Consider the following 22,965-nt stretch of genomic DNA (forward strand, 5'->3'; position numbering starts at 1 on the left):
AGTAGGAAGGCTAAGGCTGTCAGCCCCGGCTGCTACTACTTAAGCCTTCCGCAACACGAACTCATTGCTAAGGATCCGCGGGCATGCTCCTCACCCTCATACGGAGGTTTTCCAGGCCGTACACGCCGTATCTCGTGGCGGTCGTCGTTTTCCAGCTGGCGTCCACCATCGCCGCGCTGTACCTGCCCAGCCTGAACGCGCAGATCATCGACGAAGGTGTCTCCCGCGGGGACACCGATTTCATCTGGCGCACCGGCATGGTGATGCTGCTGGTGGCTTTCGTCCAGGTCGGAACGGCAATCGCCGGGGTCTACTTCGGTTCCAGGACCGCCATGGCCCTGGGCCGCGACCTGCGGCGGGCCGTGTTCCGCAAGGTCACCAGCTTCTCGGCCAAGGACGTCAACGGCTTCGGTGCCCCTACCCTGATCACCCGCGGAACCAATGACGTCCAGCAGGTCCAGATGCTGGTGCTGATGGCACTGAACTTCATGGTGGCCACACCCATCATGTGCATCGGCGGCATCATCATGGCCCTCCGGGAGGATCTCAACCTTTCCTGGCTGGTGTGGGTGTCCGTGCCTCTGCTCACCGTGGTGGTGGGGTACCTGGTGGTCCGGTTGCTCCCGCTCTTCCGCAGCATGCAGAAGAAGATCGACCGGATCAACGCTGTCCTGCGGGAACAGATCATCGGCATCAGGGTGGTGCGCGCCTTCGTCCGGGAACCGTATGAGACGGGCAGGTTCGGTGCCGCAAACCAGGAACTGACCGACGTCTCACTGAAGATCGGCGCCCTGTTCGTCCTGATGTTCCCGGCCATCGGCATGATCCTGCACCTGTCCACGGCCGCGGTACTGTGGTTCGGCGGCCAGCGGGTGGACTCGGGCGAGATGCAGGTGGGCGCACTGACTGCGTTCCTGCAATACCTGTTACAGATCCTCGTTGCCGTCATGATGGGCACCTTCATGGCCATGATGATCCCCAGGGCATCGGTCTGCGCGGACCGCATCGGCGAGGTGCTCGGCGTCGAACCGTCCATCCATGACCCCGAACAGCCCCAGGCGCCGGCATCCCTCACGGGCCTCGTCGAGTACCGGAACGTCACCTTCGCCTACCCGGGCGCCGAGTCACCCGTTCTGAGCAACATCAGTTTCACCGCCCGGCCCGGCCAGACCGTGGCCATCATCGGGTCCACCGGTGCCGGCAAGACCTCGCTGCTGTCCCTCCTGCCGCGGCTCTACGACCCCGCCGAGGGGGAGGTGCTCCTGGACGGGGTCCCGGTCAGCAAGCTCGACCGCGCCGAGACCACCAGGCGCGTTGCCCTGGTGCCGCAGCGGCCCTACCTCTTCTCCGGCACCATCGGGCACAACCTGCGCTTCGGCAAGACCGAAGCCACGGACCAGGAACTCTGGGAAGCCCTGCGGGTTGCCCAGGGCGAGGAATTCGTCCGGGACAAAAAGAACGGCCTGGACGCCCGGATCGCCCAGGGCGGAACCAACGTCTCGGGCGGCCAGCGGCAACGTCTCTGCATCGCTCGCGCACTGGTGACCAAACCCCGCGTATACCTCTTCGACGACTCCTTCTCTGCCCTTGACGTTGCCACGGATGCCCGGCTGCGCGCTGCATTGAAGCAGACCACAGCCGACGCCACCGTCATCATCGTCGCCCAGCGCGTCTCCACCATCACGGAGGCCGACCAGATCCTGGTGCTGGACAACGGCAGGATCGTGGACCGCGGCACCCACGAGGAACTCCTGGAAACCTCACCCACTTACCAGGAAATTGTCGAATCCCAGCTGAGCGTGGAGGAAATGGCATGAGCCCCCGCAAGAAGGACTCCGTTTCCACGGCGGAAGCCACAGCACCGGCGGATGACGACTTCATCGAGGAGGAGTACACCCCCTCGGAAGCCGACGGCGACATGTTCGGCGGAATGCCCGCAAAGAAGGCCGAGCACTTCTGGCCGTCGGCCAAGCGGCTGATGGGCCTCCTGCGGCCGGAAGCGCTGGGCATTTACGCGGTGGTTGCCATGGTGGTGGTCGCCGTCGTCCTGAACGTCATCGCCCCGAAGATCCTGGGCCAGGCCATGGACGTGATCTTCGCCGGCGTCGTGGGCAAGCAGCTTCCCGCCGGGGTCAGCAAGGACCAGTTCGTCGAGGGCCTGCGCCAGCAGGGGCATGACAACTTCGCGGACATGGTGTCGCGGATGGAGCTTGTGCCCGGGACCGGCATCGACTTCGGCAGGCTGACCCAGCTCATCGCCGTCGTCCTGCTGATGTACTTCGTGGCCAACATCTTCCTGTGGCTGCAGGGCTATGTGCTGAACCGGATCGTCATGAAGGTGATCCGGAAGCTCCGCGACGATACTGAACGCAAGCTGAACCGGCTGCCGCTGAACTACTTCGACACCCGCCAGCGCGGGGACGTCCTGTCCCGCGTCACCAACGACGTCGACAACATCCAGCAGGCGCTGCAGCAGGCCTTCGCGCAGCTGGTCAACTCCGTCCTGACAGTGCTGGGCATCGTGATCATGATGTTCATCGTGTCCTGGCAGCTTGCCCTGATCGCACTCCTCTCCCTGCCCCTGGCCGGGGTGGCCGCGGGCATGATCGGCGTGCGGAGCCAAAAGCTGTTCGCGGCGCAGTGGAAGAACACCGGCGCCCTTAACGGCCAGATCGAAGAATCGTTCTCGGGGCACGACCTTGTAAGGGTCTTCGGCCGGGAGGCCGACATGCTGGAGCGCTTCGAAGAACGCAATGAAGCGCTGTACAAGGCCAGCTTCGGGGCGCAGTTCGTTTCCGGCATCATCTTCCCGGTGATGCAGTTCGTCTCCTACCTCAGCTACGTCGGCATCGCCGTCGTGGGCGGCCTGCGGGTGGCCTCCGGCTCCATGTCGCTGGGTGACGCGACCGCCTTCATCCAGTACTCCCGCGAGTTGACCCAGCCGCTGGGCCAGATGGCCGGCATGGCCAACATGCTCCAGTCCGGCGTGGCGTCCGCCGAGCGGGTCTTTGAATTCCTCGACGCCGAGGAGCAGGAGCAGGACACCGCCACCGAACATCTGCCAGCCAGGACCGACGGCCATGTCGAGTTCCGGAACGTCACCTTCAGCTACACGGAGGACCGGAAGCTGATCGAGGACCTGTCGTTCACGGCCGAACCCGGCAACACGGTGGCGATCGTTGGTCCCACCGGTGCCGGCAAGACAACGCTGGTGAACCTGGTGATGCGCTTCTACGAGCTCGACTCAGGTTCCATCACCGTGGACGGCGTGGATATCACCCATCTCAGCCGGTCCGAACTGCGGTCCAAGGTGGGGATGGTGCTGCAGGACGCCTGGCTGTTCGGCGGGTCGATTTACGACAACATCCGGTACGGCAACCTGGACGCCACCGAGGAACAGGTGATGGCGGCCGCGAAGGCCACGTTCGTGGACCGGTTCGTGCGTGCCCTGCCCGAGGGCTACAACACCATCATCGATGAGGAGGGCAACAACGTCAGCGCCGGCGAGAAGCAGCTGATCACCATCGCCCGGGCCTTCGTGGCCGACCCCTCGCTGCTGATCCTGGACGAGGCCACGAGTTCCGTAGACACCCGCACCGAACTGCTGGTGCAGAAAGCCATGGCCGCGCTCCGGACGGACCGCACCAGCTTCGTGATTGCGCACCGGCTTTCCACTATCCGCGACGCCGACACCATCCTGGTGATGGAGGACGGCAGGATTGTGGAGCAGGGCAGCCACAAGGTCCTGCTGGCTGCCGGCGGCGCCTATCATCGGCTCTACATGTCCCAGTTCGCGGGCGCGGACGCCGGGGACGTGCCGGTGGATGACTCGACGGCGGTGCGCAGTTGAGCGTGCAGGATGGACTTATGCAGGAAAACAGGGTGCAGGACGTTAGCGCGCAGGACACCAGCGAGGAGGCAGGGCACCAGCGGATCGAGGTCCTGGTTCCCATGCGCTGGGGCGACATGGATGCGTACGGGCACATCAACAACGTCCAGATCGTCCGGATGCTGGAAGAGGCCCGCATCGGCGCCTTCGGGCCGCCGAAGGGGGCCGGGCTGCCGGGGATCGAGCCGCAGGTCTCCCTCTTCAACGCCGTCCCGGACGGCACCATGGCGTTGGTGGTCGACCACAAGATCCGGTACATCCGGACCCTCGAGTACCGCAACGTTCCCGCTGTCGTGCAGGTGTGGATCGGCGCGGTCAAGGGAGCGAGCTTCGACATCCATTACCTCATCCAGGACCCCGTCACCGGCGAGGACTGCGTGAGGGCCAGCAGCCACCTGGCCTTCGTGGATGAGGCGACAGGCCGGGTACAGCGGCTCACGCCGGAGCAGAAAGACCGGATGGCGCCCTACGCACATCACGCCAAGCACTGAGCAGGTGAAGGGCAGGCACTAAGGCTCTGGACAAGACGCCAGCAGACCGATTGGACTTGAACCACCACCACGAGCGAAAGGAAGCCAGATGGCCAAGAACAAGCCCCGCGCCGCCAGGAGGAAGAAGACCTGGAAGGAAATGTCGCCGTCGGCCAAGGTCGGCACCATCCTGGTGGGCATCGTCCAGATGTCGCTGCTGGTGGCAGCGCAGCGGGACATCTCCAAGCGGCCGGCAGCGCTGATCAACGGACCAAAGGGGGCGTGGAGGGCAGCGTCCTTCATCAACTTCATCGGCCCCATGGGATATTTCATTTTCGGCCGCAAGCGGGGGACCGGAGCGCCGTAAAGCGTCCAGGGCTACAGTGGCGGGCGCGGCTTCACGCTGGGTGCACCGGGCCTGGTTTGGAGCAGCCGCCCAGCTTGACCCTGTAAATTTAAGTCCATGACCCCCGCCTCCGCTGCTGCCATCACCCGCGCCCACGGCATCTCACGGGAGATCGAGGATGCGGCGTGGTTCGTCCTGGGGCCGGGCCTGCAGGGAAAACCGTCGGCCCTCGACGGCCGGACCCTGACCTGGACGTCGGAGGCCGCGGCCGAGCTGGCGGGCAGGCTGGAACGCGGAACTCCGGACCCCAAGGCGCCCATGATGACCAACCTCCGGCAGAACCTGGAGGGTGCGTCCCGCGAAGCCAAGCAGCTCGCCGTCGAACTGCTGTTCCTGCAGTCCCTGCCGCTGGCCCACGAGGTAAAGTCCCTGAAGGTCAAGCGCGCCCGGGTGGCCGAGGCCGCGTCCTGGCTGGAACCTCCACTGGAATTGCCCGAGGAGCTGTACCAGGGCATGACGGACCACGGCGTCATCCGGGACCGGACGGCGGAATTCAACTGGACCATCTGGGACCACCTGACCTGGCTGTGCCGCTTCGTGCAGCACGTGGACCAGCAGCCGCCGGCCGTCATCACCGGAGCCCTCCAGGATCCGCTTCAGTTCCACCGCCTCGCCGCTGCCACCCCGGGCGACCAGCCCGCCATCCGGCGCAGCATCGAGTTCCTGGCCTGGCCCAGCTACTTCGAACCCGTTGTGGCCGACGTGGAGCGCCGGGAAATCCGCGATGCCTTCGCCTCCCTGGTGGGCGGCGCGAAGGGCGACAGCGAAGAGGACATCACCGCGGACATCCACCGCATCCGCCTGCACCTGGACGAGCAGGCCGGCCAGCGCATCGACTGGTACTCCCGTCAGCTGGTCAGCCAGTGGCGCAAGGTGGGGGACCCCGGGCACCGGGCCTGGCTGCTCCGGACCCACGGGGACAACACTGAACTGCTCACCGCCTGGCAGGACGAGGAAAAGGTGACGCTCGACGTCGAACACCTCCGCCTGCTGACACCGGGCGTCACGGCCGGGGTGGTGCAGCACGCGGTGGACGAGGACTACAAGCACCTTGGCTATGTGGAGCGTGAGGACACCAAGACCGCCGTTTTCGCGTTCCTGACGGTTATGAAACCGGGCGACCTGGTCCTGTACCAGCACGCCGGTTCTGTCCGCCTGGGCGGCGTGCTCGGCGAACCCGACTACAACGACGACAACCGCAGGCTGCGCCGCAAGGTCCGCTGGTTCGACGAGGGCCACCCCACCGCCAGCCTGCCCCGGCACGTGCAGCGCCAGCTGGCCACTGCGGGCATCGTGGTGGACGTGACCCGCGTTGCCCAGGCGCTGCAGGCCCTCCTGCCGGCCGAAGCGGAAACGGAACCCGACGCCGACACTGAAGGCGCCGCCGTCGTTCCTCCAGTGCAGGAGGGATTCAAGCCGCTGACCCGCGAATTCGCGGACTCGCTGCATATGGAACTCGAGCCGCTGCAGGAGATCGCAGACCTGCTGGAGGAAAACCGGCAGCTGGTCCTGTACGGCCCGCCCGGCACGGGCAAGACCTACCTCGCCAAGCACCTCGCCGCCGAACTCGCCGACGACACCACGGACGAACGGGTCAAGCTGGTGCAGTTCCACCCCTCGTACGCCTACGAGGACTTTTTCGAGGGCTACCGGCCGGACAAGACCGACGACGGCCAGGTGTCCTTCAAGCTTGTCGCCGGGCCGCTGCGCCGGCTGGCAGAGGAAGCGGCCAAGCCCGGAAACGAGAAAAAGCCGTACTTCCTGATCATCGACGAGATGAACCGCGCCAACCTGGCCAAGGTGTTCGGCGAGCTCTACTTCCTGCTGGAGTACCGCGACGACCGGATCTACCTGCAGTACAGCCCGAACGAGCCGTTCACGCTGCCGGACAACCTGTACATCATCGGCACCATGAACACCGCCGACCGGTCGATCGCCATGATGGACGCCGCCATCCGCCGCCGCTTCTCCTTCATCGAGCTGCACCCGCAGACGGAGCCGGTAAAGGGGTCCCTGCTGCGCTTCCTGCAGGCCCGCCAGTTGGACGCCACCCCGGCGCTGCTGCTGGATGCGCTCAACAGCGCCATCGATGAGTGGGACCGCGACCTCATGATTGGCCCGTCGTACTTCATGAAGCCCGCCGCCCAGACTCCGGCCGGGCTCCGCCGGATCTGGAAATACGAGCTGATGCCGCTGCTGGAGGAGCACTACCACGGCCAGCTGAGCCGGGCGCAGCTTGAGGAACGCTTCGGACTGGACCAGCTGCTGGGACGCCTTGCAGCCCGCTGACCCCGCCATTGGCAGGATCGGTACTGGCAGGATCGGTGCTGGCAGGATCAATACGGTGCGGCACCTGGTCCTGGACGAACTGTCCCGGGGCATGGTGGAACGGCTGGACCCTGCCAGTGCCGCATTCCTGAACTCCAGCGGCCTGGCCAAGGCATCCCCGGTGGGCCTGGGGCTGTACCGGATCGAACCCGTCGGCAAAGTGGGTTCGGTGCGCACCCCCACCCTGCAGTTGGACGTCCGACCCAAGGACCGGCTGGGCCTGAGCCGGCTCCTGTTCCTGCTCAGCTATGCCGGGGAGCAGGGCTTCCGCCCGGACACGGTGGCCGCCGTCGAGGAGCGGGAGCTGTGGAGTGCGCTGGCGGAGTCCCTGGCGCAGCTGGCCGAGCGCGCCCTCGGCCGCGGTGTCCTGCAGGGCTACCTCACGGTGGATGAATCGCTGCGGACGGTCAAGGGCCGGATCCGGATTTCCGACCAGATTTCCCGCCGGCCCGGCATGCTGGTACCCCTTGAGGTCTCCTACGACGAGTTCACCGAGGACATCGCCGAAAACCGGATCCTCCGTGCGGCGCTGGAGCGGATGGGCCAGGTGCCGCGGGTCCGGCCCGAGGTGCTGAGCCGGCTGCGCCAGCTGAAGGGAAAGCTCGACGACGTCACCCGCCTTCCAGCGGGAGCACCGCTGCCGCCGTGGAAGCCCAGCCGGATGAACCTTCGGTACCACGCGGTGCTCCGGCTCGCTGAGCTGATCCTGCGCAACGCCTCGGCGGAGGCGGGCGAGGGGAAACAGCAGACCGCCTCGTTCGTGGTGGACATGGCCCGGGTGTTCGAGGATTTTGTGGGCACGGCCCTGCGGGAGGCGATGGCAGCCTACCCGGGGGAGCTGCGGCTGCGCTACAACGCATTGCTGAGCGAAGCCGTACGGGACGCGGACCGGCTCGAGGTCCGGCCCGACGCGGTGCACATGCTCGGCGGGCGTCCCGTGGTGGCATACAACACCAAGTACAAGGCGGCATCCGACGCCGGCGCCTCCCTCACGGCCGACCACTACCAGATGCTGGCGCACTGCACGGCCCTGGCGGTCCCCACGGCCTGGCTGGTCTACGCCGGGGCAGGGGAGGTCAAGCTCCGCCGGATCCTGAACACCGACATCGACATCGTGGAGTTTCCGCTCGACCTTTCCGCGCCGCCGTCGGAAATCCTTGCCTCCATCAGGGAGCTGGCCCGGCAGTCATGGGGCGAGGTGGTCCGGCAGGCCCGGGCCGAGGTGCTTTAGACCGGCACCCGGAACGTGAACGTGGTGCCCTTGCCGAGTTCAGTCTCCACCTGGATGGTCCCGCCATGGGCCTCGACAATTGCCTTGCTGATGGGCAGGCCCAGGCCCACGCCAGGAATGGCGGTGCGGCGGACACTGCTGGTGCGGAAGAACTTGGCGAAGACTTCGGAGGCGTCCTCGGCAGTCATTCCCATGCCGGTATCGGTGACTCGGCAGGCCAGATGGCCGTCCTCGCGGGCGAGGCTCACCAGGACGTTCCCGCCGTCGGGGGAGTACTTGATGGCGTTGGAGACCAGGTTGTCCAGGACCTGGGAGATCCGGGCACCGTCCACGTGCGCCTCCAGCCGGTCCGGCGTTTCGGCCTCCAGCGCCACTCCGGACGCCGTGGCCTTTGGCAGCGCCGAGGAGACGCTGGAGCGGACCAGTTCGGCAACGTCCACAGCATCCGGGGTGACGATCAGCTGCCCGTTGCGGCTGGTGAGCAGGTCGGATACCAGGGTCAGGAGGCGCTCGGAGTTCCGGCGGATGATTTCCAGCATCTCCCGGTCGGACGCGCCCTGCTCCTCGGCCAGGAGGATTTCCACGTAGCCCAGGATGGACGTCAGCGGAGTACGGAATTCGTGGGAAACGCTTGAGACGAAGTCGTCCTTCGCGGCCAGCGCGCTGACAAGGTCGGTCACGTCGCTGAAGGCGATGACGGACCCTGCGAACTTCCCGTCGGCGTCCTTCATGGGCCGGGCTGTGGTCACGAAGGCGCGCTGGTCCCTGCCTTCGCCAAGCCACACCAAATAGTCCGTGAACGTCTCACCGAGCACCGCCCGCCGGACAGGCCGGTCCTCCACCGGGATGAGCGTTTTCCGGTCGGGCCCGAAGACCAGGAGCTGGGATTCATTGGGATCGGGGTTGTCCTTGGGGCTTGCCAGGAGGTGGTTGGCCCGTTGCTTCCGGTTCATCAGGACGTCGTGGCCGTCCGCGTCCACGGCGAGGACGCCCACATGGACGGTATCCAGCACGGTATTCAGGAGCGCCTCCTGCCGCTGGCTGGTGCGCAGGTTCGCCTGCAGTTGGGCGTCCTTTTCCTCCAGCTCCCGCTGCTGCCGCATCATGCTCTGCGTCAGGACACTCACCGAAACTCCAATGCCCAGCATCATGACCGGCAGGAGCAGCGACCGGGTGGCGTCCTGGGCGGTGAAGGTGCCCTTGAGCAGCAGCGGCACCCAGATGATCGCGAGCGGCGCCAGGAAGGACAGCCACAACGCCGCCCGCAGGTAGAAGCCGGACGCGCACAGCCAGATCACCGGGAACACCGCCAGCAGGCTGATGCCGGTAAGGCTCTCCTGCCCGCCTTCCCGGCCGACCCCGATGGACACGAAGTCGAGCAGCGGGAGGATAAGGAAGCTCGTGTACGGCAGTCGCTCCCACGGGACCAGATAGCACAGGCACATGATGGCCAACTGGGACAGCACAAAGGCGGCAAAGAGCGGGTTGTCCATGGTGCCCGGGAAGAAGGACCACACCAGGAATACCGTCAGCAGCGTGGTGACGAACAGCGGCATCTGGCTCAGACCCACGCGGTGCCGCAGGGTGTACTCGTGGAAGGGGCGCCGGAAGAACAGCCGCCCGGCGGACCACTCTGCGGGGTTAGTCATTGCGGGAAGACTTTTGCGCGGGCGTGTGAATGGCCATACCAGCAGGATATCCGCAGACAGTTATACTGCTGACGTTGGCTGCTGAGGGGGCGCTATGAGTGATGCACGTGTTGGGCTGGTCATCGAGGATGACCACGATATCCGCGAGTTGGTCCGCACGGTGTTGACGCAGGCCGGCTTTGAGGTGACCGTCGCCAGCAGCGGCGCGGAGGGCGTCCTTGTGGCGAAGACCCTGAACCCGGATGTCATCACCCTGGACCTTGGCCTTCCGGACATTGACGGCTTCGAAGTGTCCCGGCAGATCCGCGAGTTCTCCGACGCCTACATCGTGATGCTCACGGCCCGCACAGAGGAACTGGACACCCTGATCGGCCTTGAGTCCGGCGCGGACGACTACCTCACCAAGCCGTTCCGCCCCCGCGAACTGCGCGCCCGCATCGCGGCGATGATGCGGCGGCCCCGGTCAGCACCGGACGCCGACCCCGTCGCCCCGGAGCCCGCTGCAGACGGGCACGCCGAGCGCGGAAACTACAGCCACAACGGCCTCGAGCTGAGCTACGCATCCCGGACAGTAACGGTTGACGGCAAGGAAATGAACCTGACCCGCACCGAGTTTGAACTCCTCCACGCGTTGCTGGAGGCGGGCAGGACGGTCAGGACCAAGGCGGACCTGGTGCGCCGGCTGCGGGACGAGGATTACGACGTCGGCAGCTACATCAGCGAGGCGGACGAACGGTCCGTCGAGGTCCACATGGGCAACCTGCGCAAAAAGCTGGGCGATTCGCCGCAGCAGCCGCGCTGGCTGCAGACGGTCCGTGGAGTCGGCTACCGGCTGGCCCCCGGGGCGCACTGAGCCTGCAGCCGGTGCATCGTCTGCCGGCTGCACTGGTTGATGGGCCGCAGGAACGCAGCCGCCAGCCTGGGCAGGACGACGGCGACATCTGCCTCCGGTACCTCGGTGCGGATCTCACCTTCGAGGTCCATGGCCAGGGAAGCAAGGCGTTCCGCGCCCACCATCTGGCTCGACGTCTTCAGGCTGAGCACCGCGTCCACTGATCCCTCGAGGTCGCCTGTTGTGAGGGCCAGCCGGAGCCGGCCAATCCGTTGCGGCAGGCACTCGATGAAGTTCCCCACGAACACCTTGCAATACCCCTCGTCCTCCTCCAGTTCCTCGCGGAGCCGGTCCAGCACGGACTGGTCAACCAGCGGCCGCGGGGCATCATCTGAGGTGCTCATGACACTCCTTTCGGCTAAGGAAGATCCACTCCGGAGGGGTTCGACGGGTGGGGTGACTGCTCATCTCAGAGTAGGTGTGATGCCCCGGCGCCACGGGTTTTCAAAGGAGAATTGTGGGTTTCTTGATAAGACTGCGGTTAATCCCCCCAATACTTGAGCCAGTGCGGGGTGCACCTAATATGTCGCGGCCAGGCCGCCCGTCAGCTGGAGATGGGTCGTTATGTTTCGAGTGCTGAGAACGTTGGTGATCGGCCTCCTCGTCGCGGCCGGAATGGTCCTGTCAGGGGTGCAGGCAGCGACCGCAGCGCCCGGTGCGGCGGCCCGGATCGTACTGGACCCGGGCAGTGGGCCGGCCGGCTCCGCCATCACGGTTTCGGGGACCGGTTTCAAGGCCTCCGCCACCGGAACAGTCATCATCGGGGCGGCGACCTTCCAGTTCCGGACCACGGCAACCGGATCGTTCAGCACGGGGGCCACCATTCCGGCGACCGCGTCCGGGAATGTGGCTGTTACAGCCAAGACATCTTCGGTCAAGGCTTCCACCGTCTTCGTGGTGCAGGCCGCCACTGTGCCGGCGCCGGAGCCACCATCCATCAGCAACGACCCCCTACGGTTCGGGGTGGCCACCGCCGGCGGGGCCATGGCCGCGGCTGAGCTGGACGAGGTGGCCTACCTGGCGGGGGAGGGCCCGTCGATGGTCCTGATGTACAAGGACTTCCTGCAGGCCCCGCCCCTCGCCGAGCTGGATGCCGTCCGTGCCCGGGGTGCCGTGCCCCTGCTGACCTGGGAGCCGTGGGCCTGGGGCGGGGGCGTCAACCAGCCTGCCTACGCGCTGGACCGGATCGCCGCAGGGGACTTCGATGCCCGGCTGGCGCAATGGGGCCAGGCGCTCGCGGCATGGGGGCAGCCGGTGATGCTCCGGTTCGCGCATGAGATGAACGGCAACTGGTATCCGTGGGCCGAAGGTGTCAACGGGAACCAGGCGGGAGACTATGTGCCGGCATGGCAGCACGTGCACGACGTCGTCTCCGCAGCCGGAGCCGACAACATCCAGTGGGTGTGGTCGCCCAACGTGCCGTACTGGGGTTCCACGGACCTCGCCGGCCTTTACCCGGGGGCGGAGTATGTGGACGTGGTGGCGCTGGACGGCTACAACTGGGGGACGTCGCAGACGTGGAGCAGCTGGGTTCCGCCGCAGGACCTGTTCGCGCCGGGCATCGCCCAGCTCCGCACCCTGGCACCCGGAAGTCCAATATTGGTTGCCGAGACGGCGTCCAGTGAACTCGGCGGTTCCAAGGCTGCATGGAACACCGAACTCGTCTCCTACCTGGCCGCCCAGCCCGACGTGATCGGGTTCGTTTGGTTCCACCTGCAAAAAGAAACCGACTGGCGCATCAACAGCAGCGATGCGTCAGCGTCGGCGCTGAGATCTGCGTTGGTGGCCCGGCGCAACTAAGCCTGCCGTCCGCCTTCCAGGAACCGCACCAGCTGGGCCTCCAATGCGGAGCCGTCCTTGAGTTCGCACTCCCACACGGTGAGGACCTCCCAGCCCGCGTCTTCGAGGAGGCGGCGCTGGCCGGCGTCGCGTTCCCTGGTCCGGGACCGTTTCGCCTCCCAGAAGTCCGCATTGGCTTTGGGCGCGTGCTGGCCAACCCGGCAGTCATGGAAGTGCCAGAAGCACCCGTTGACGAAGATGACTTTGCGGCGGCCGGCGAACACCAGGTCAGGGTTGCCGGGCAGCCGCGCCGCACCGGATTTGCCGTGCAGCCGGTAGCGGTAGCCCTTGGCGTGCAGCAGCTTCCGCACCAGCAACTCGGGCTTGGTGTTCTTGCCCCTGATCCGGGACATGTTCCAGCTGCGCCGCTCCGGTGAGAGCTTGTCCGACATGCTTCAAGTCTAGGAGCGGTCAGATCTCCCGCTCGGGCTGTTCACCGAAGACGAAGTGGCGGCCGCTGACCGATGCAGGAACGATTTCCACATAGAAGTCTTTGAGTGTCGGTACCCACGTTTTCAGTCCGAGGGCCTCCGCAGCTTCCAGTTCGGCTGACTTGCTGAGCACGCGGGCGGTCCCACGCAGCACCACAGACCATGCCTCGTCCGACAGGATCCCGTCCGTCTCGAAGAGCACTGTGGAGTTGATGGTCAGCTGGGCCAGCTTGTTCCCGGGCGCGGTCCGAAGGTAGATCCTGAGGTCCGAGGTGACGTAGTTGACCGGGAAGATGTCCGGTTCGCCCGCGACCGAAACCACCAGCCGGCCGTGTTTGGTGCCCTGCAGGAGCTGCCAGGACTGCTCTTCGGTGAGTTCGAGGACGGGCTGTTCATCTGCATGTTCAAACATCATGCACACATTCTTCTACGCTTTGTAGAAAAGCGCTAGAGCTTTGGGATGGTGTTTTCAGCGTGCTGCAGGTGCGGAGGTGGTGGCACCGTGCCGGGAGCAGGCTGCCCGCCAGCCCAGCGGGGTGACCTGTACTTTCAGCCGCCGCCCGCACTCGCCACAAAAGCGGGGAGGCTCCAGGTGCAGCCGCTCCGAGCAGCGAAGGTGGGCGTACGACGACGGCCGCGTCCCGCCGTCGTACGCTTCCTTCGCTGCGGGGCCGCCGCAGAGGCGGCAGTAGGCGGCGGTTGCGTTGGGTGCTTTTGTTAGGGCCTCGCTCATAACGTTTTCTGCAGTTCCCTGATGGGCATGTTGAGGTCCACCAGGAGGCTGAGGTCGGCGCCTGCGGGACGGCCGAGGGTGGTGAGGTAATTGCCAACGATGACGGCGTTGATCCCGCCCAGGAGTCCTTCCCGGGTGCCCAGGTCGCCGAGGGTGAGCTCGCGCCCGCCGGCGTAGCGGAGGACGGTGCGGGGCATGGCGAGCCGGAATGCGGCAATGGCGCGCAGGGCGTCCTTGCCGTCCATGATCCCGTGGTGTTCCAAGGGGGTTCCGGGGCGGGGGTTCAGGAAGTTGAGCGGGACTTCGTGGGGGTCCAACGCAGCGAGTTGCGCGGCGAGTTCGGCCCGCTGCTCGAGTGTTTCGCCCATGCCGATGAGGGCCCCGCAGCAGAGTTCCATCCCGGCCTCTTTGACCATGGCGCAGGTCTCGAGCCGTTCCTCATAGGTGTGGGTGGTGACGACCTTGGGAAAGTAGCTGCGGGCAGTTTCCAGGTTGTGGTTGTAGCGGTGGATACCCCAGCTGGCGAGCTGGTCCACCTGCTGCCGGGTGAGCATGCCCAGGGAGCAGGCGATGTTGATGTCCACTTCCTGGTTGATCCGGTCGATGGCGAACTTGATCTGGTTCATCAGTTTGATGTCCGGGCCGCGGACGGCGGCGACGATGCAGAATTCGGTGGCGCCGGTGGCTGCCGTTTCCTTGGCGGCTTTCACCAGTCCGGGGATGTCCAGCCAGACGCCGCGGACCGGGGAGTCGAAGAGCCCGGACTGGCTGCAGAAATGGCAGTCTTCCGGGCAGCCGCCGGTCTTGATGGAGATGATGCCCTCGACCTCTACCTCCTCGCCGCAGTGGCGGAGCCGGACCTGGTGGGCCAGGTCCAAAGCGGCGGGAAGCGCGTCGTCGGGAAGGCGGAGGACCTCGAGCAGTTGTTCCTCGGAGAGGCCGATGCCTTGTTCCAGGACCTGCCGGCGCGCTGTTTCCAGGATCGGGTGGCCCGAAAGGGAAGGTGGGGTGGTCATGGGTGGTCCTTCGGCTTGTGTCTGATACTTCCTTCCTGACGCTAGTTCCGGCTCTTCCCGGCCGTTTTGTCAGGTACCCACAAGCCGCAACCTCCGGTTTTGTTGACAAGCCCTGTCAAGACTTAACGCCGCGGAAACAGTTCCGTGACGGTGCTGTCTTTAGCGCTGGATAGCGTCGCAGGCGGAACCTTCCCGGATGAAAGCGACGCACCCATGACCAACGACTTAGAGACCACGCAACTGCTGGACCCGGGCGCACCGCCGGGAGCCGTCGTCGTCGGAAGCGCTCCTGCAGGGCCGGCAAAAGGCAACGCCGCGGCACTGAACGCCACGAAGGAAAGCCTTGAGGACTACACGCTGCGGTTCGCGCCGCGCTCCTACCGGAAGTGGAGTGCCGGGGTGGTGGCCACCAGCGCCCTTGGCGGCATTGCGTACCTCGCCGACTTTTCGATCGGGGCGAACATCGGCATCTCCTACGGCACGGTGAACGCAATCCTTGGCATCCTGGTGGCCGCCGTCATCATCTTCGCCACCGGATTTCCACTCGCCTATTACGCGGCGCGCTACAACATCGACTTGGACCTGATCACCCGCGGTTCGGGCTTTGGGTACTACGGGTCAGTGGTCACCAACGTTATTTTCGCGACCTTCACCTTTATCTTCTTTGCGCTGGAGGGCTCGATCATGGCGCAGGGCCTTGAAGTGGGCCTGGGAATCCCGCAGTGGCTTGGATATTTTGCCTCGACCGTCATCATCATTCCGCTGGTGATTTACGGGATGAACACACTGGCCAAGCTGCAGGTGTGGACCACACCGCTGTGGCTGCTGCTGATGGTGGTGCCGGTCGGCTACCTGCTGGTGTCGCACCCTGAGAGCATCGACAGCTTCTTTGCCTACACCGGCGCGTCCGGGGACGGCGGGCCGAACCTGGCTTCGGTGATGCTGGCGGCCGGCGTGTGCCTGTCGCTGATGGCGCAGATTGCCGAGCAGATCGACTACCTCCGCTTTATGCCTCCGCGCACCGACGCCAACCGGGGTGCCTGGTGGCGGGCGGTGATCCTCGCCGGACCGGGCTGGGTGATTTTTGGCGCCCTCAAGCAGATTGTTGGACTGTTCATTGCCATCTACCTGATCGCCACCCTGGATCCGGCCGCATCGGCCACGGCAAACGAGCCTGTGCACCAGTTCCTCGGCGTTTACCGGGAGATGATGCCGGCGTGGCTGGCCATGGCGCTGGCGGTGGTGCTGGTGGTTATCTCGCAGATCAAGATCAACGTCACCAACGCGTACTCGGGGTCCCTGGCGTGGACCAACTCGTTCACGCGGATCACCAAGACGTACCCGGGGCGGATGGTGTTCGTGGTGGTGAACCTGCTGATCGCGCTCGTCCTGATGGAAGCCAACATGTTCGACTTCCTCAACACCATCCTCGGCTTCTACGCCAACTGCGCCATGGCCTGGGTGGTGACCGTGGCATCGGACATCGCCATCAACAAGTACCTGCTGAAGATCTCCCCGAAGGTGCCCGAGTTCCGGCGAGGCATGCTGTACGCGGTCAACCCCGTGGGTTTCGTGTCGATGCTGGCCTCAGCCGGGATCTCGATTGCTGTGTTTTTTGGGGCATTCGGTCCGGGCATCCAGCCGTACTCACCGATCTTCGCGGTGGGCCTGGCCTTGGTGCTGCCGCCGCTGTTGGCAGTGCTGACCCGGGGACGCTATTACCTGCGGCGTACCGACGACGGGATTGATTTGCCCATGTTCGACGCCGACGGCAACCCGAGTGACGCCAAGCTCCTCTGCCACGTGACCGGGATCGAGTTCGAGCGCCCGGACATGGTGCGTTCGGCGCAGGACGCGCCCGACGGCGGTGCCCAGTACGTCTCGTCGCTCGCCTTGTCGACGGACAAGACGGGGGAGTTGGTGCTGCCGGCCCAGAAGTAGGGTTACGGGGGACGACCCGTTGGACCAAGGAAAGGCCGGTGCTTTTGGAAGCGCCGGCTTTTCCTGTGGATAAGTTTGATCGCAGTCTTGTGACGTGGGCTACCCTTAAGGCACTGTCCGGAGTATGCCGTCTTAAAACTACTGGGGGATTAGCGGCCCATGGCATCACAGAACTTCTTCACGTCTCTCGCTGCGCGTTCCGGTGCCGGGGCTCTTGTGGTCGTCGGCGCGTTGATGCTGGCAGGCTGTGCAGGTGGAGCTCCCACGGATCCCGGTACCACTTCCCCGGCGCCGACAGGGTCCGCGTCACCCAGCGCTACGGTTACCCCGACGCGGACTCCCAGCGCTGCCTACAAGCCGGCCGACGCATCCGGTCCCGCCCAAAACGTCCCCGTGCCCGTGCTGCCCGAAGTCGCGAAGACGGAGACGAAAGAGGGCGCAGAGGCATTCACTAAGCATTGGTTCGCGGTACTGAGTTATGCCTATGAGACGGGTGACACTGATGCCTTATCCAAGCTATCCAAGCCGGGATGTGCTTTCTGTCAGGGCCTTGTTGCCGATATTGGAGCTGCTTGGGCTGAAGGTAAGTGGATTTCTGGCGGCCAAATAGAAATCCCAGTTGCAACGGCAAGCCCTTCAACTGATGGAGTCACGCAAGTAGTTGTTCAAGTACTCCAGAAAGAACTTGTTATCCATAACCAAGATGGGAGCCCATACCAAGAGAAAACTGCTGCTACGAATGCTGGAAGCGTAGCGGTGATCAAGTTTGTCGATTCAGAATGGGCGGTCAACGACCTAGGTTTGATTCGTTAGCCATGGCAAATTTGGGCAAGGTTGTAGCTATCCTGGCCTCCTGCCTCATGCTTGCGGTAATGCCTTTTTCAGGGGCCTACGCCGAAGGTGAGTCGAAGCCGCCACCACGTATTGGGGGCGGTTTTATAGACACCGGGGTAAGGGTGGGCGCAGATAACTGGATGGTCAATCCTGATACGGGACAAATAGGTAGGGTTGAACCAGACACCGCGAATACCGACCCGAACGAGTACAAATACGAGCTCCAATGCCACCTGGGCGGGGGAGACTTCGACACCGACTGCCTGGGCCGCCAACTCGAGTGCACCAATGGGCCCGACGGCGAAGACGGCATTCCGGTCATCTGGCTGTCACGTCCCCGAGGGGTTCCGGGTGCGGTGTGGGCCCACCATTCCGGTCCGACCTGCCTCTACGATGCAAAACCTGAGGATCTGCTGCCGCGTATCGCCGCCGACATCCAGCGCCAATTCCAGAACCTTCCAATAAACGCCGGCGCTGTAACGGCGCAACCAAGCCCGCATACGCTCCGCGGCGCAGAGACCAACTTCTATGCGGAGGCGGTCGAACAGCAGTTCGACATCACCATGTTCGGCCAGGCCGTGCACGTTGTTGCCACGCCGGTTCAGTACACCTGGAACTATGGCGACGGGACAGTGTTCGGCCCGCAACCGTCGATGGGCGGTCCGCTTCCGCAGGACCGCTGGGGCGAGAAAACGCGGACCAGCCATGCCTACGGCGCCACGGGGGACTACCAGGTTGTGCTGACTACGTCGTTCCAGGGCACATATTCGGTCAACTCTGGTCCTCCGCTGCCCATCCCTGGGCAGGGCCAGTTCAGCGCCCCGCCACAAATGATCAGCGTGTGGCGGTCCCTGACCCGCAACTACGCCGATGACTGCAACGCCAACCCTCAGGGGCAGGGCTGCCCGGGGGTACCGGCCGTTCCCTAGGGACTCCAAGAGCTTCGCCGCGTTGTGATTCCAGTCGCATCAGGAATAGTTGCACGCGCGTCCCAGTTGGCACGGACAGTACGTCTTCAGCCCTCGAAAGGATCTGCGCATGCTGTTTTCCCCTCTCACTCTCGGCGAACTTGAGCTCCCCAACCGGCTGGTCATGGCTCCGTTGACCCGGCTCCGGTCGGGCGAGGAAGGTGTCCCGGGTCCGCTCGTCGCCGAGCACTACCGCCAGCGGGCTTCCCTTGGACTGATTGTTAGTGAAGGCACCTACCCCAGCCAGGCGGGCCGCTCCTACCCGGGCCAGCCTGGCATTGTCACCGAGGAACAGGTGGCCGGTTGGAAGAAGGTCACGGATGCGGTGCACGCCGAAGGCGGCCGCATGTTTGCGCAGATCATGCATGGCGGCCGGGTCTCGCATCCGGACATCACCGGCGGGCACCCGCTCGTGGCACCGAGCGCCGTCGCTATCGACGGCGAAGTCAGGACACCGTCCGGCAAGCAGCCGTACCCCGTTCCGCGGGCCCTCGAGACGGACGAACTGCCCCTCATCATCCAGGAATTCGTCACCGCCTCCTTGAACGCGGTCGAGGCCGGCTTCGATGGCGTGGAACTGCACTCGGCCAACGGTTACCTGCTCCACGAGTTCCTTGCCCCCAACTCGAACCAGCGCACCGACAGCTACGGCGGCTCTCCGGAAAACCGTGCACGCTTCGTCATTGAAACCGTCAATGCGGTTGTGGCAGCACTCGGGGCCAACCGGGTGGGCATCAGGATCTCGCCGGAGCACAACGTCCAGGGAATTGCCGAGACTGACGCAGCCGACGTGCGGGCCACATACGAAGTCCTGGTGGACAGCATTGCTCCGCTCAACCTTGCCTACCTGAGCATCCTGCACCACGAGCCCACCGGCGAACTCGTGCAGGACCTGCGCGCCCGCTTTGGCGGCACCTTCCTGGTCAACACCGGGTTCGGCGTCGTCACCACTCGTGAGGAGGCCGTCACCCTGGTTGCCGACGGCCACGCGGACGCAGTGGTGGTGGGCCGTCCGGCAATCGCCAACCCGGACTTGGCCCGCCGCTGGAAGGAGAGCCTGCCGCTGAACCAGCCCGATCCCTCCACCTTCTACGCAGAGGGAGCAAAGGGCTACACGGACTACCCGCTGTACCAGGGCTAAGCACCGCCAGTACAAAGGACAGCCCATAAACATGGCGACGGCGGCACCCGCTTCGGGTGCCGCCGTCGTTGGCTGCGCGGGTGTGCTGTCCCGGCAGCGACCGCCGAAAGCCATCCGACGACTTTCGGCTGACGATTCACTGTGGCCCGCCGGACCCCTCTGGAAGCCGGCGGTGAGAAGATGCTACTCCATCGAATTTACTTTTTCTAGGGCTCTTTTAGTGGCCGTTTTCCGGCGGACTGGCGCCACCTACAGGACAGCCTCGCGCCCGGTGCCTTCCCGCATCACCAGTCTGCCGTCCTCGATGGAAACGAGGACGCTCTTGGGCTTGCCGCTGACCTTGGTTATCGCCTTCAGCCCGCGGTTCGTCACCTCCACGCCCACCTGCGCGCCCTTAGCCGGGAGCTCCACCGAAACTTCCGACGCGATGCCCAGAATCGGATTAGTGGAGACGTCGAGCTCCCGCCGCACCTGCTTGCCGTTCACCGTCAGGGTGATGTTGGCTTCCTCGAACCCCTCCTGAAACACAACCAGCAGTTCCCGCATGGCAGCCTCTTCCTCGAGTTTTGGAGCCTGTGACGGCACCTCCACTACAGCACTTTGCAGGCGGGAGCGGAATACCCTCAACTCCGTTCCCCGCCAGGAACGGCCGTCACCGCAGTGGAGCCGGGCAGACGGGTAAGGCAAGATGTTCTGGTGACTCAACTGCCGCAAGCACCTTCCCCTGTCCCACCCGGAGCTCCCCAGCCGGAGGACGCAATCTTCACCCAGATCGCCACTGAACTCGGCGTCAAGGCATGGCAGGTGAAGGCCGCAGTTGAGCTGCTCGACGGCGGATCCACCGTCCCGTTCATCGCCCGCTACCGCAAGGAAGCCACCGGGACGCTGGACGACAGCCAGCTCCGCGACCTTGAGGAGCGCCTGCGCTACCTCCGCGAACTCTCGGACCGCCGTCGTGCTGTACTGGAGGCCATTGAGGCTCAGGGCCAGCTGACCGCCGAACTCAAGAAAGCGGTCCTCGCCGCGGATACCAAGTCCCGGCTTGAGGACATCTACCTGCCCTTCAAATCCAAGCGGCGCACCAAAGCCCAGATCGCACGGGAAGCTGGCCTCGAGCCCCTCGCCGACAGCTTGCTCAAGAAGCCCGACCTCGACCCGGAACGGGAAGCCGCGAAGTACCTCAACACCGAACACGCCATCGGCGATGCGGCCGCAGCGCTCGCCGGTGCCCGGGCGATCCTGGTTGAGCGGGCTGCCCAGGATCCTGACCTCGCCGCCACTCTGCGTGAGCGGCTGTGGACCCAGGGCCGAATGGTCTCACGCGTGAAAAAAGGCAAGGAAGCGGGGGGCCAGAAGTTTGCCGACTACTTCGAGTTCGCCCAGGCGCCCGCCGGCATGCCCTCCCACCGGGTCCTCGCGCTCCTGCGCGGTGAGAAGGAAGGCGTTCTTGAGCTTGACCTCGCCGAAGCGGATCCAGCGGACGACGACGCCCTGGCCGCCGCGCGCGCCCGCTACGAGGCCGCGGTTGCCAAGTGCCTCGGGGTTGCCAGCCGCGGCCGTCCCGCCGACGCGTGGTTGATGCAGACTGCCCAGGTGGCCTGGCGGTCCAGGGTCCTCGCCCGGCTGACCGCAGACCTACGCGGCAGGATGTTCGCCGCCGCGGAAGACGAAGCAGTCCGCGTGTTCGCCGCCAACCTTCGGGATGTGCTGCTCGCAGCCCCCGCCGGAAACCGTGCAACACTGGGCCTCGACCCCGGGCTGCGGACCGGCGTCAAGGTTGCGGTGGTGGACGGCACGGGAAAGGTCGTGGCGACGGACACCGTCTACCCCCACGCCCCCGCGCGGAAGTGGGACGAAGCTTTGGCGACGCTGGCACGGTTGGCGCGCCAGCACGCCGTCGAACTTGTGGCCATCGGCAACGGCACCGCCTCACGCGAGACGGACAAGCTCGCCGCGGACCTGATCAAGCGGCTGCCGGACGTGGACCGGAAGCCGCAGAAGCTGGTGGTGTCCGAGGCCGGCGCCTCCGTGTACTCAGCTTCCGCACTGGCCGCGGCCGAACTACCTGGCATGGACGTGTCCCTGCGCGGTGCGGTGTCCATCGCCCGGCGGCTGCAGGACCCGTTGGCGGAACTTGTGAAGATTGACCCCAAATCCATTGGCGTGGGCCAGTACCAGCATGATGTGACGGCGTCGAAACTGGACCGCAGCCTCGATGCGGTGGTGGAAGACTGTGTGAACGCCGTGGGCGTCGACGTCAACACCGCATCGCCGGCGCTTCTCAGCCGTGTGGCCGGTGTCGGGCCCCTGCTGAGCGAAAACATCGTGGCTTACCGGAACGAACACGGCCCGTTTGCCCGCCGGTCGGACCTGAAGAAGGTGCCGCGGCTCGGGGCCAAGGCGTTCGAACAGTGCGCCGGCTTCCTGCGGATCACCGGGGGAGCGGAGCCGCTGGATGCCTCCAGTGTGCACCCCGAGTCCTATGCTGTGGCACGGAAAATCCTGGTGGCTGCGGGGTCGGCCCCGGCCGCGTCGCTGGATCCCCGGGACTTCGTGGACGATACGGTCGGCCTGCCGACTGTCACCGACATCCTGGCGGAACTGGACAAGCCGGGTCGCGACCCGCGTCCTGCCTTCGCTGCCGCCACGTTCTCGGAAGGCATTGAGAAGATTTCCGACCTGAAACCGGGGATGGTGCTTGAGGGGACGGTGACGAACGTTGCGGCTTTTGGCGCGTTCGTTGACGTGGGAGTCCACCAGGACGGGCTGGTCCACGTGTCTGCACTCGCCAACCGCTTCGTCTCGGACCCCCGGGAAGTGGTCAAATCCGGCCAGGTCGTCCGCGTAAAGGTGTTGGAGGCGGATCCGGAACGCAAGCGGATCTCCCTCACGTTGAGGCTCGACGACGAACACACCACGGGCGGGTCCGGCCAGCGGGGTGCCGGCGGAGGAAGGCCCGGGTCCGGCAGGCAGGGAGCAGGCCGGCAAGGCACCGACAGGCAGGGTTCGGGTGGGTCCGGCGGGAACAGGGCCAACGCCGGCGGCGGTAATGCCGGTGCGGGCGCTGGAAGGGGCGGCAGGGCATCGTCCCCGAAGCCTGCGACCGCGGACACGGCAATGGCTGAAGCGCTCCGTAAAGCCGGGCTCGCAAAGTAGACCAAAGGGGATGCTGGCTGGCCTGCACCCGGTGGCTCCGG

Annotated in this window: 20 protein-coding genes; 13 read left to right on the forward strand and 7 right to left on the reverse strand. The window is 65.3% G+C overall.

Annotation, left to right across the window (positions count from 1 at the left end; translation table 11 throughout):
* Positions 1 to 83 precede the first annotated feature (83 nt).
* From ACYQ1Z_RS05375 to ACYQ1Z_RS05400, 6 genes are all read left to right on the forward strand, one after another.
* Positions 84 to 1,817: an ABC transporter ATP-binding protein gene (locus ACYQ1Z_RS05375; protein WP_459791469.1), complete on the forward strand. Its 1,734-nt coding sequence runs from the start codon at positions 84 to 86 to the stop codon at positions 1,815 to 1,817.
* Positions 1,814 to 3,850: an ABC transporter ATP-binding protein gene (locus ACYQ1Z_RS05380; protein WP_459791470.1), complete on the forward strand. Its 2,037-nt coding sequence runs from the start codon at positions 1,814 to 1,816 to the stop codon at positions 3,848 to 3,850. The genes ACYQ1Z_RS05375 and ACYQ1Z_RS05380 overlap by 4 nt, the downstream gene beginning before the upstream one ends.
* A 101-nt stretch (positions 3,851 to 3,951) precedes the next feature.
* A complete protein-coding gene (locus tag ACYQ1Z_RS05385) occupies positions 3,952 to 4,380 on the forward strand; it encodes an acyl-CoA thioesterase (RefSeq protein ID WP_459791541.1) in 429 nt (142 codons plus the stop codon).
* Positions 4,381 to 4,468: 88 nt separating this feature from the next.
* Positions 4,469 to 4,726, forward strand: a complete 258-nt coding sequence (locus tag ACYQ1Z_RS05390; RefSeq protein WP_459791471.1) for a hypothetical protein — start codon at positions 4,469 to 4,471, stop codon at positions 4,724 to 4,726.
* Between the two features lie 96 nt (positions 4,727 to 4,822).
* The gene (locus ACYQ1Z_RS05395) at positions 4,823 to 7,054 is read left to right on the forward strand and encodes an McrB family protein (protein ID WP_459791472.1); all 2,232 of its coding nucleotides are present in this window, start codon (positions 4,823 to 4,825) and stop codon (positions 7,052 to 7,054) included.
* A gap of 91 nt (positions 7,055 to 7,145) precedes the next feature.
* The gene (locus tag ACYQ1Z_RS05400) at positions 7,146 to 8,324 is read left to right on the forward strand and encodes a 5-methylcytosine restriction system specificity protein McrC (RefSeq protein WP_459791542.1); all 1,179 of its coding nucleotides are present in this window, start codon (positions 7,146 to 7,148) and stop codon (positions 8,322 to 8,324) included.
* On the opposite strand, the gene ACYQ1Z_RS05405 is transcribed toward ACYQ1Z_RS05400, so the two are convergent.
* Entirely contained in the window at positions 8,321 to 9,973 is a 1,653-nt protein-coding gene (locus ACYQ1Z_RS05405; RefSeq protein ID WP_459791473.1) for a sensor histidine kinase, read from the reverse strand. The genes ACYQ1Z_RS05400 and ACYQ1Z_RS05405 overlap by 4 nt on opposite strands.
* A 94-nt stretch (positions 9,974 to 10,067) precedes the next feature.
* Here ACYQ1Z_RS05405 and ACYQ1Z_RS05410 point away from each other — a divergent pair, with 94 nt between their 5' ends.
* Positions 10,068 to 10,826, forward strand: coding sequence for a response regulator transcription factor (locus ACYQ1Z_RS05410; RefSeq protein ID WP_459791474.1), 759 nt, complete (start codon positions 10,068 to 10,070; stop codon positions 10,824 to 10,826).
* On the opposite strand, the gene ACYQ1Z_RS05415 is transcribed toward ACYQ1Z_RS05410, so the two are convergent.
* Complete coding sequence (locus ACYQ1Z_RS05415) at positions 10,799 to 11,209, reverse strand: Hpt domain-containing protein (protein ID WP_459791475.1); 411 nt, start codon at positions 11,207 to 11,209, stop codon at positions 10,799 to 10,801. The genes ACYQ1Z_RS05410 and ACYQ1Z_RS05415 overlap by 28 nt on opposite strands.
* Positions 11,210 to 11,429: 220 nt before the next feature.
* Between ACYQ1Z_RS05415 and ACYQ1Z_RS05420 the strand changes: the two genes are divergently transcribed.
* A complete protein-coding gene (locus ACYQ1Z_RS05420; protein ID WP_459791476.1) occupies positions 11,430 to 12,665 on the forward strand; it encodes a glycosyl hydrolase in 1,236 nt (411 codons plus the stop codon).
* On the opposite strand, the gene ACYQ1Z_RS05425 is transcribed toward ACYQ1Z_RS05420, so the two are convergent.
* Genes ACYQ1Z_RS05425 through bioB form a run of 4 tightly spaced genes read right to left on the reverse strand, consistent with a single transcriptional unit; the run spans position 12,662 to position 14,884 of the window.
* Positions 12,662 to 13,096: a very short patch repair endonuclease gene (locus tag ACYQ1Z_RS05425; RefSeq protein ID WP_459791477.1), complete on the reverse strand. Its 435-nt coding sequence runs from the start codon at positions 13,094 to 13,096 to the stop codon at positions 12,662 to 12,664. The genes ACYQ1Z_RS05420 and ACYQ1Z_RS05425 overlap by 4 nt on opposite strands.
* 19 nt (positions 13,097 to 13,115) lie before the next feature.
* Positions 13,116 to 13,550, reverse strand: a complete 435-nt coding sequence (locus ACYQ1Z_RS05430; RefSeq protein WP_459791478.1) for a pyridoxamine 5'-phosphate oxidase family protein — start codon at positions 13,548 to 13,550, stop codon at positions 13,116 to 13,118.
* A 54-nt stretch (positions 13,551 to 13,604) separates the two neighbouring features.
* Positions 13,605 to 13,868, reverse strand: a complete 264-nt coding sequence (bsaP, locus tag ACYQ1Z_RS05435; protein WP_459791479.1) for a biotin synthase auxiliary protein BsaP — start codon at positions 13,866 to 13,868, stop codon at positions 13,605 to 13,607.
* On the reverse strand, positions 13,865 to 14,884 hold the full coding sequence (gene bioB, locus ACYQ1Z_RS05440) for a biotin synthase BioB (protein WP_459791480.1): 1,020 nt from the start codon (positions 14,882 to 14,884) through the stop codon (positions 13,865 to 13,867). The genes bsaP and bioB overlap by 4 nt, the downstream gene beginning before the upstream one ends.
* 213 nt (positions 14,885 to 15,097) lie before the next feature.
* On the opposite strand from bioB, the gene ACYQ1Z_RS05445 reads away from it, so the two are divergent.
* From ACYQ1Z_RS05445 to ACYQ1Z_RS05460, 4 genes are all read left to right on the forward strand, one after another.
* Entirely contained in the window at positions 15,098 to 16,825 is a 1,728-nt protein-coding gene (locus ACYQ1Z_RS05445; protein WP_459791481.1) for a purine-cytosine permease family protein, read from the forward strand.
* Positions 16,826 to 17,059: 234 nt separating this feature from the next.
* Complete coding sequence (locus ACYQ1Z_RS05450; protein ID WP_459791543.1) at positions 17,060 to 17,638, forward strand: DUF6318 family protein; 579 nt, start codon at positions 17,060 to 17,062, stop codon at positions 17,636 to 17,638.
* Positions 17,639 to 17,697: 59 nt separating this feature from the next.
* Positions 17,698 to 18,588, forward strand: coding sequence for a hypothetical protein (locus tag ACYQ1Z_RS05455; RefSeq protein ID WP_459791482.1), 891 nt, complete (start codon positions 17,698 to 17,700; stop codon positions 18,586 to 18,588).
* A gap of 109 nt (positions 18,589 to 18,697) precedes the next feature.
* Positions 18,698 to 19,768: an alkene reductase gene (locus ACYQ1Z_RS05460; RefSeq protein WP_459791483.1), complete on the forward strand. Its 1,071-nt coding sequence runs from the start codon at positions 18,698 to 18,700 to the stop codon at positions 19,766 to 19,768.
* Positions 19,769 to 20,017: 249 nt separating this feature from the next.
* Here the strand turns inward: ACYQ1Z_RS05460 and ACYQ1Z_RS05465 are convergent, their stop codons facing one another.
* Positions 20,018 to 20,314, reverse strand: coding sequence for a hypothetical protein (locus ACYQ1Z_RS05465; RefSeq protein WP_459791544.1), 297 nt, complete (start codon positions 20,312 to 20,314; stop codon positions 20,018 to 20,020).
* A 150-nt stretch (positions 20,315 to 20,464) separates the two neighbouring features.
* Here ACYQ1Z_RS05465 and ACYQ1Z_RS05470 point away from each other — a divergent pair, with 150 nt between their 5' ends.
* Positions 20,465 to 22,924: a Tex family protein gene (locus ACYQ1Z_RS05470; RefSeq protein ID WP_459791484.1), complete on the forward strand. Its 2,460-nt coding sequence runs from the start codon at positions 20,465 to 20,467 to the stop codon at positions 22,922 to 22,924.
* Positions 22,925 to 22,965 lie beyond the last annotated feature (41 nt).

It is taken from the genome of Arthrobacter sp. AD-310, from assembly GCF_054656615.1.

Excerpts from the sequence above, each read along its gene's own strand:
- bsaP (WP_459791479.1), bottom strand. The coding sequence starts at position 13,868 with ATGAGCGAGGCCCTAACAAAAGCACCCAACGCAACCGCCGCCTACTGC.
- ACYQ1Z_RS05450 (WP_459791543.1), top strand. The coding sequence starts at position 17,060 with ATGCTGGCAGGCTGTGCAGGTGGAGCTCCCACGGATCCCGGTACCACT.
- ACYQ1Z_RS05420 (WP_459791476.1), top strand. The coding sequence starts at position 11,430 with ATGTTTCGAGTGCTGAGAACGTTGGTGATCGGCCTCCTCGTCGCGGCC.
- ACYQ1Z_RS05380 (WP_459791470.1), top strand. The coding sequence starts at position 1,814 with ATGAGCCCCCGCAAGAAGGACTCCGTTTCCACGGCGGAAGCCACAGCA.
- ACYQ1Z_RS05410 (WP_459791474.1), top strand. The coding sequence starts at position 10,068 with ATGAGTGATGCACGTGTTGGGCTGGTCATCGAGGATGACCACGATATC.
- ACYQ1Z_RS05385 (WP_459791541.1), top strand. The coding sequence starts at position 3,952 with ATGCGCTGGGGCGACATGGATGCGTACGGGCACATCAACAACGTCCAG.
- ACYQ1Z_RS05430 (WP_459791478.1), bottom strand. The coding sequence starts at position 13,550 with ATGATGTTTGAACATGCAGATGAACAGCCCGTCCTCGAACTCACCGAA.
- ACYQ1Z_RS05460 (WP_459791483.1), top strand. The coding sequence starts at position 18,698 with ATGCTGTTTTCCCCTCTCACTCTCGGCGAACTTGAGCTCCCCAACCGG.
- ACYQ1Z_RS05415 (WP_459791475.1), bottom strand. The coding sequence starts at position 11,209 with ATGAGCACCTCAGATGATGCCCCGCGGCCGCTGGTTGACCAGTCCGTG.
- ACYQ1Z_RS05395 (WP_459791472.1), top strand. The coding sequence starts at position 4,823 with ATGACCCCCGCCTCCGCTGCTGCCATCACCCGCGCCCACGGCATCTCA.
- ACYQ1Z_RS05400 (WP_459791542.1), top strand. The coding sequence starts at position 7,146 with ATGGTGGAACGGCTGGACCCTGCCAGTGCCGCATTCCTGAACTCCAGC.
- ACYQ1Z_RS05425 (WP_459791477.1), bottom strand. The coding sequence starts at position 13,096 with ATGTCGGACAAGCTCTCACCGGAGCGGCGCAGCTGGAACATGTCCCGG.
- bioB (WP_459791480.1), bottom strand. The coding sequence starts at position 14,884 with ATGACCACCCCACCTTCCCTTTCGGGCCACCCGATCCTGGAAACAGCG.
- ACYQ1Z_RS05455 (WP_459791482.1), top strand. The coding sequence starts at position 17,698 with ATGCCTTTTTCAGGGGCCTACGCCGAAGGTGAGTCGAAGCCGCCACCA.
- ACYQ1Z_RS05405 (WP_459791473.1), bottom strand. The coding sequence starts at position 9,973 with ATGACTAACCCCGCAGAGTGGTCCGCCGGGCGGCTGTTCTTCCGGCGC.
- ACYQ1Z_RS05390 (WP_459791471.1), top strand. The coding sequence starts at position 4,469 with ATGGCCAAGAACAAGCCCCGCGCCGCCAGGAGGAAGAAGACCTGGAAG.
- ACYQ1Z_RS05375 (WP_459791469.1), top strand. The coding sequence starts at position 84 with ATGCTCCTCACCCTCATACGGAGGTTTTCCAGGCCGTACACGCCGTAT.
- ACYQ1Z_RS05465 (WP_459791544.1), bottom strand. The coding sequence starts at position 20,314 with ATGCGGGAACTGCTGGTTGTGTTTCAGGAGGGGTTCGAGGAAGCCAAC.
- ACYQ1Z_RS05445 (WP_459791481.1), top strand. The coding sequence starts at position 15,098 with ATGACCAACGACTTAGAGACCACGCAACTGCTGGACCCGGGCGCACCG.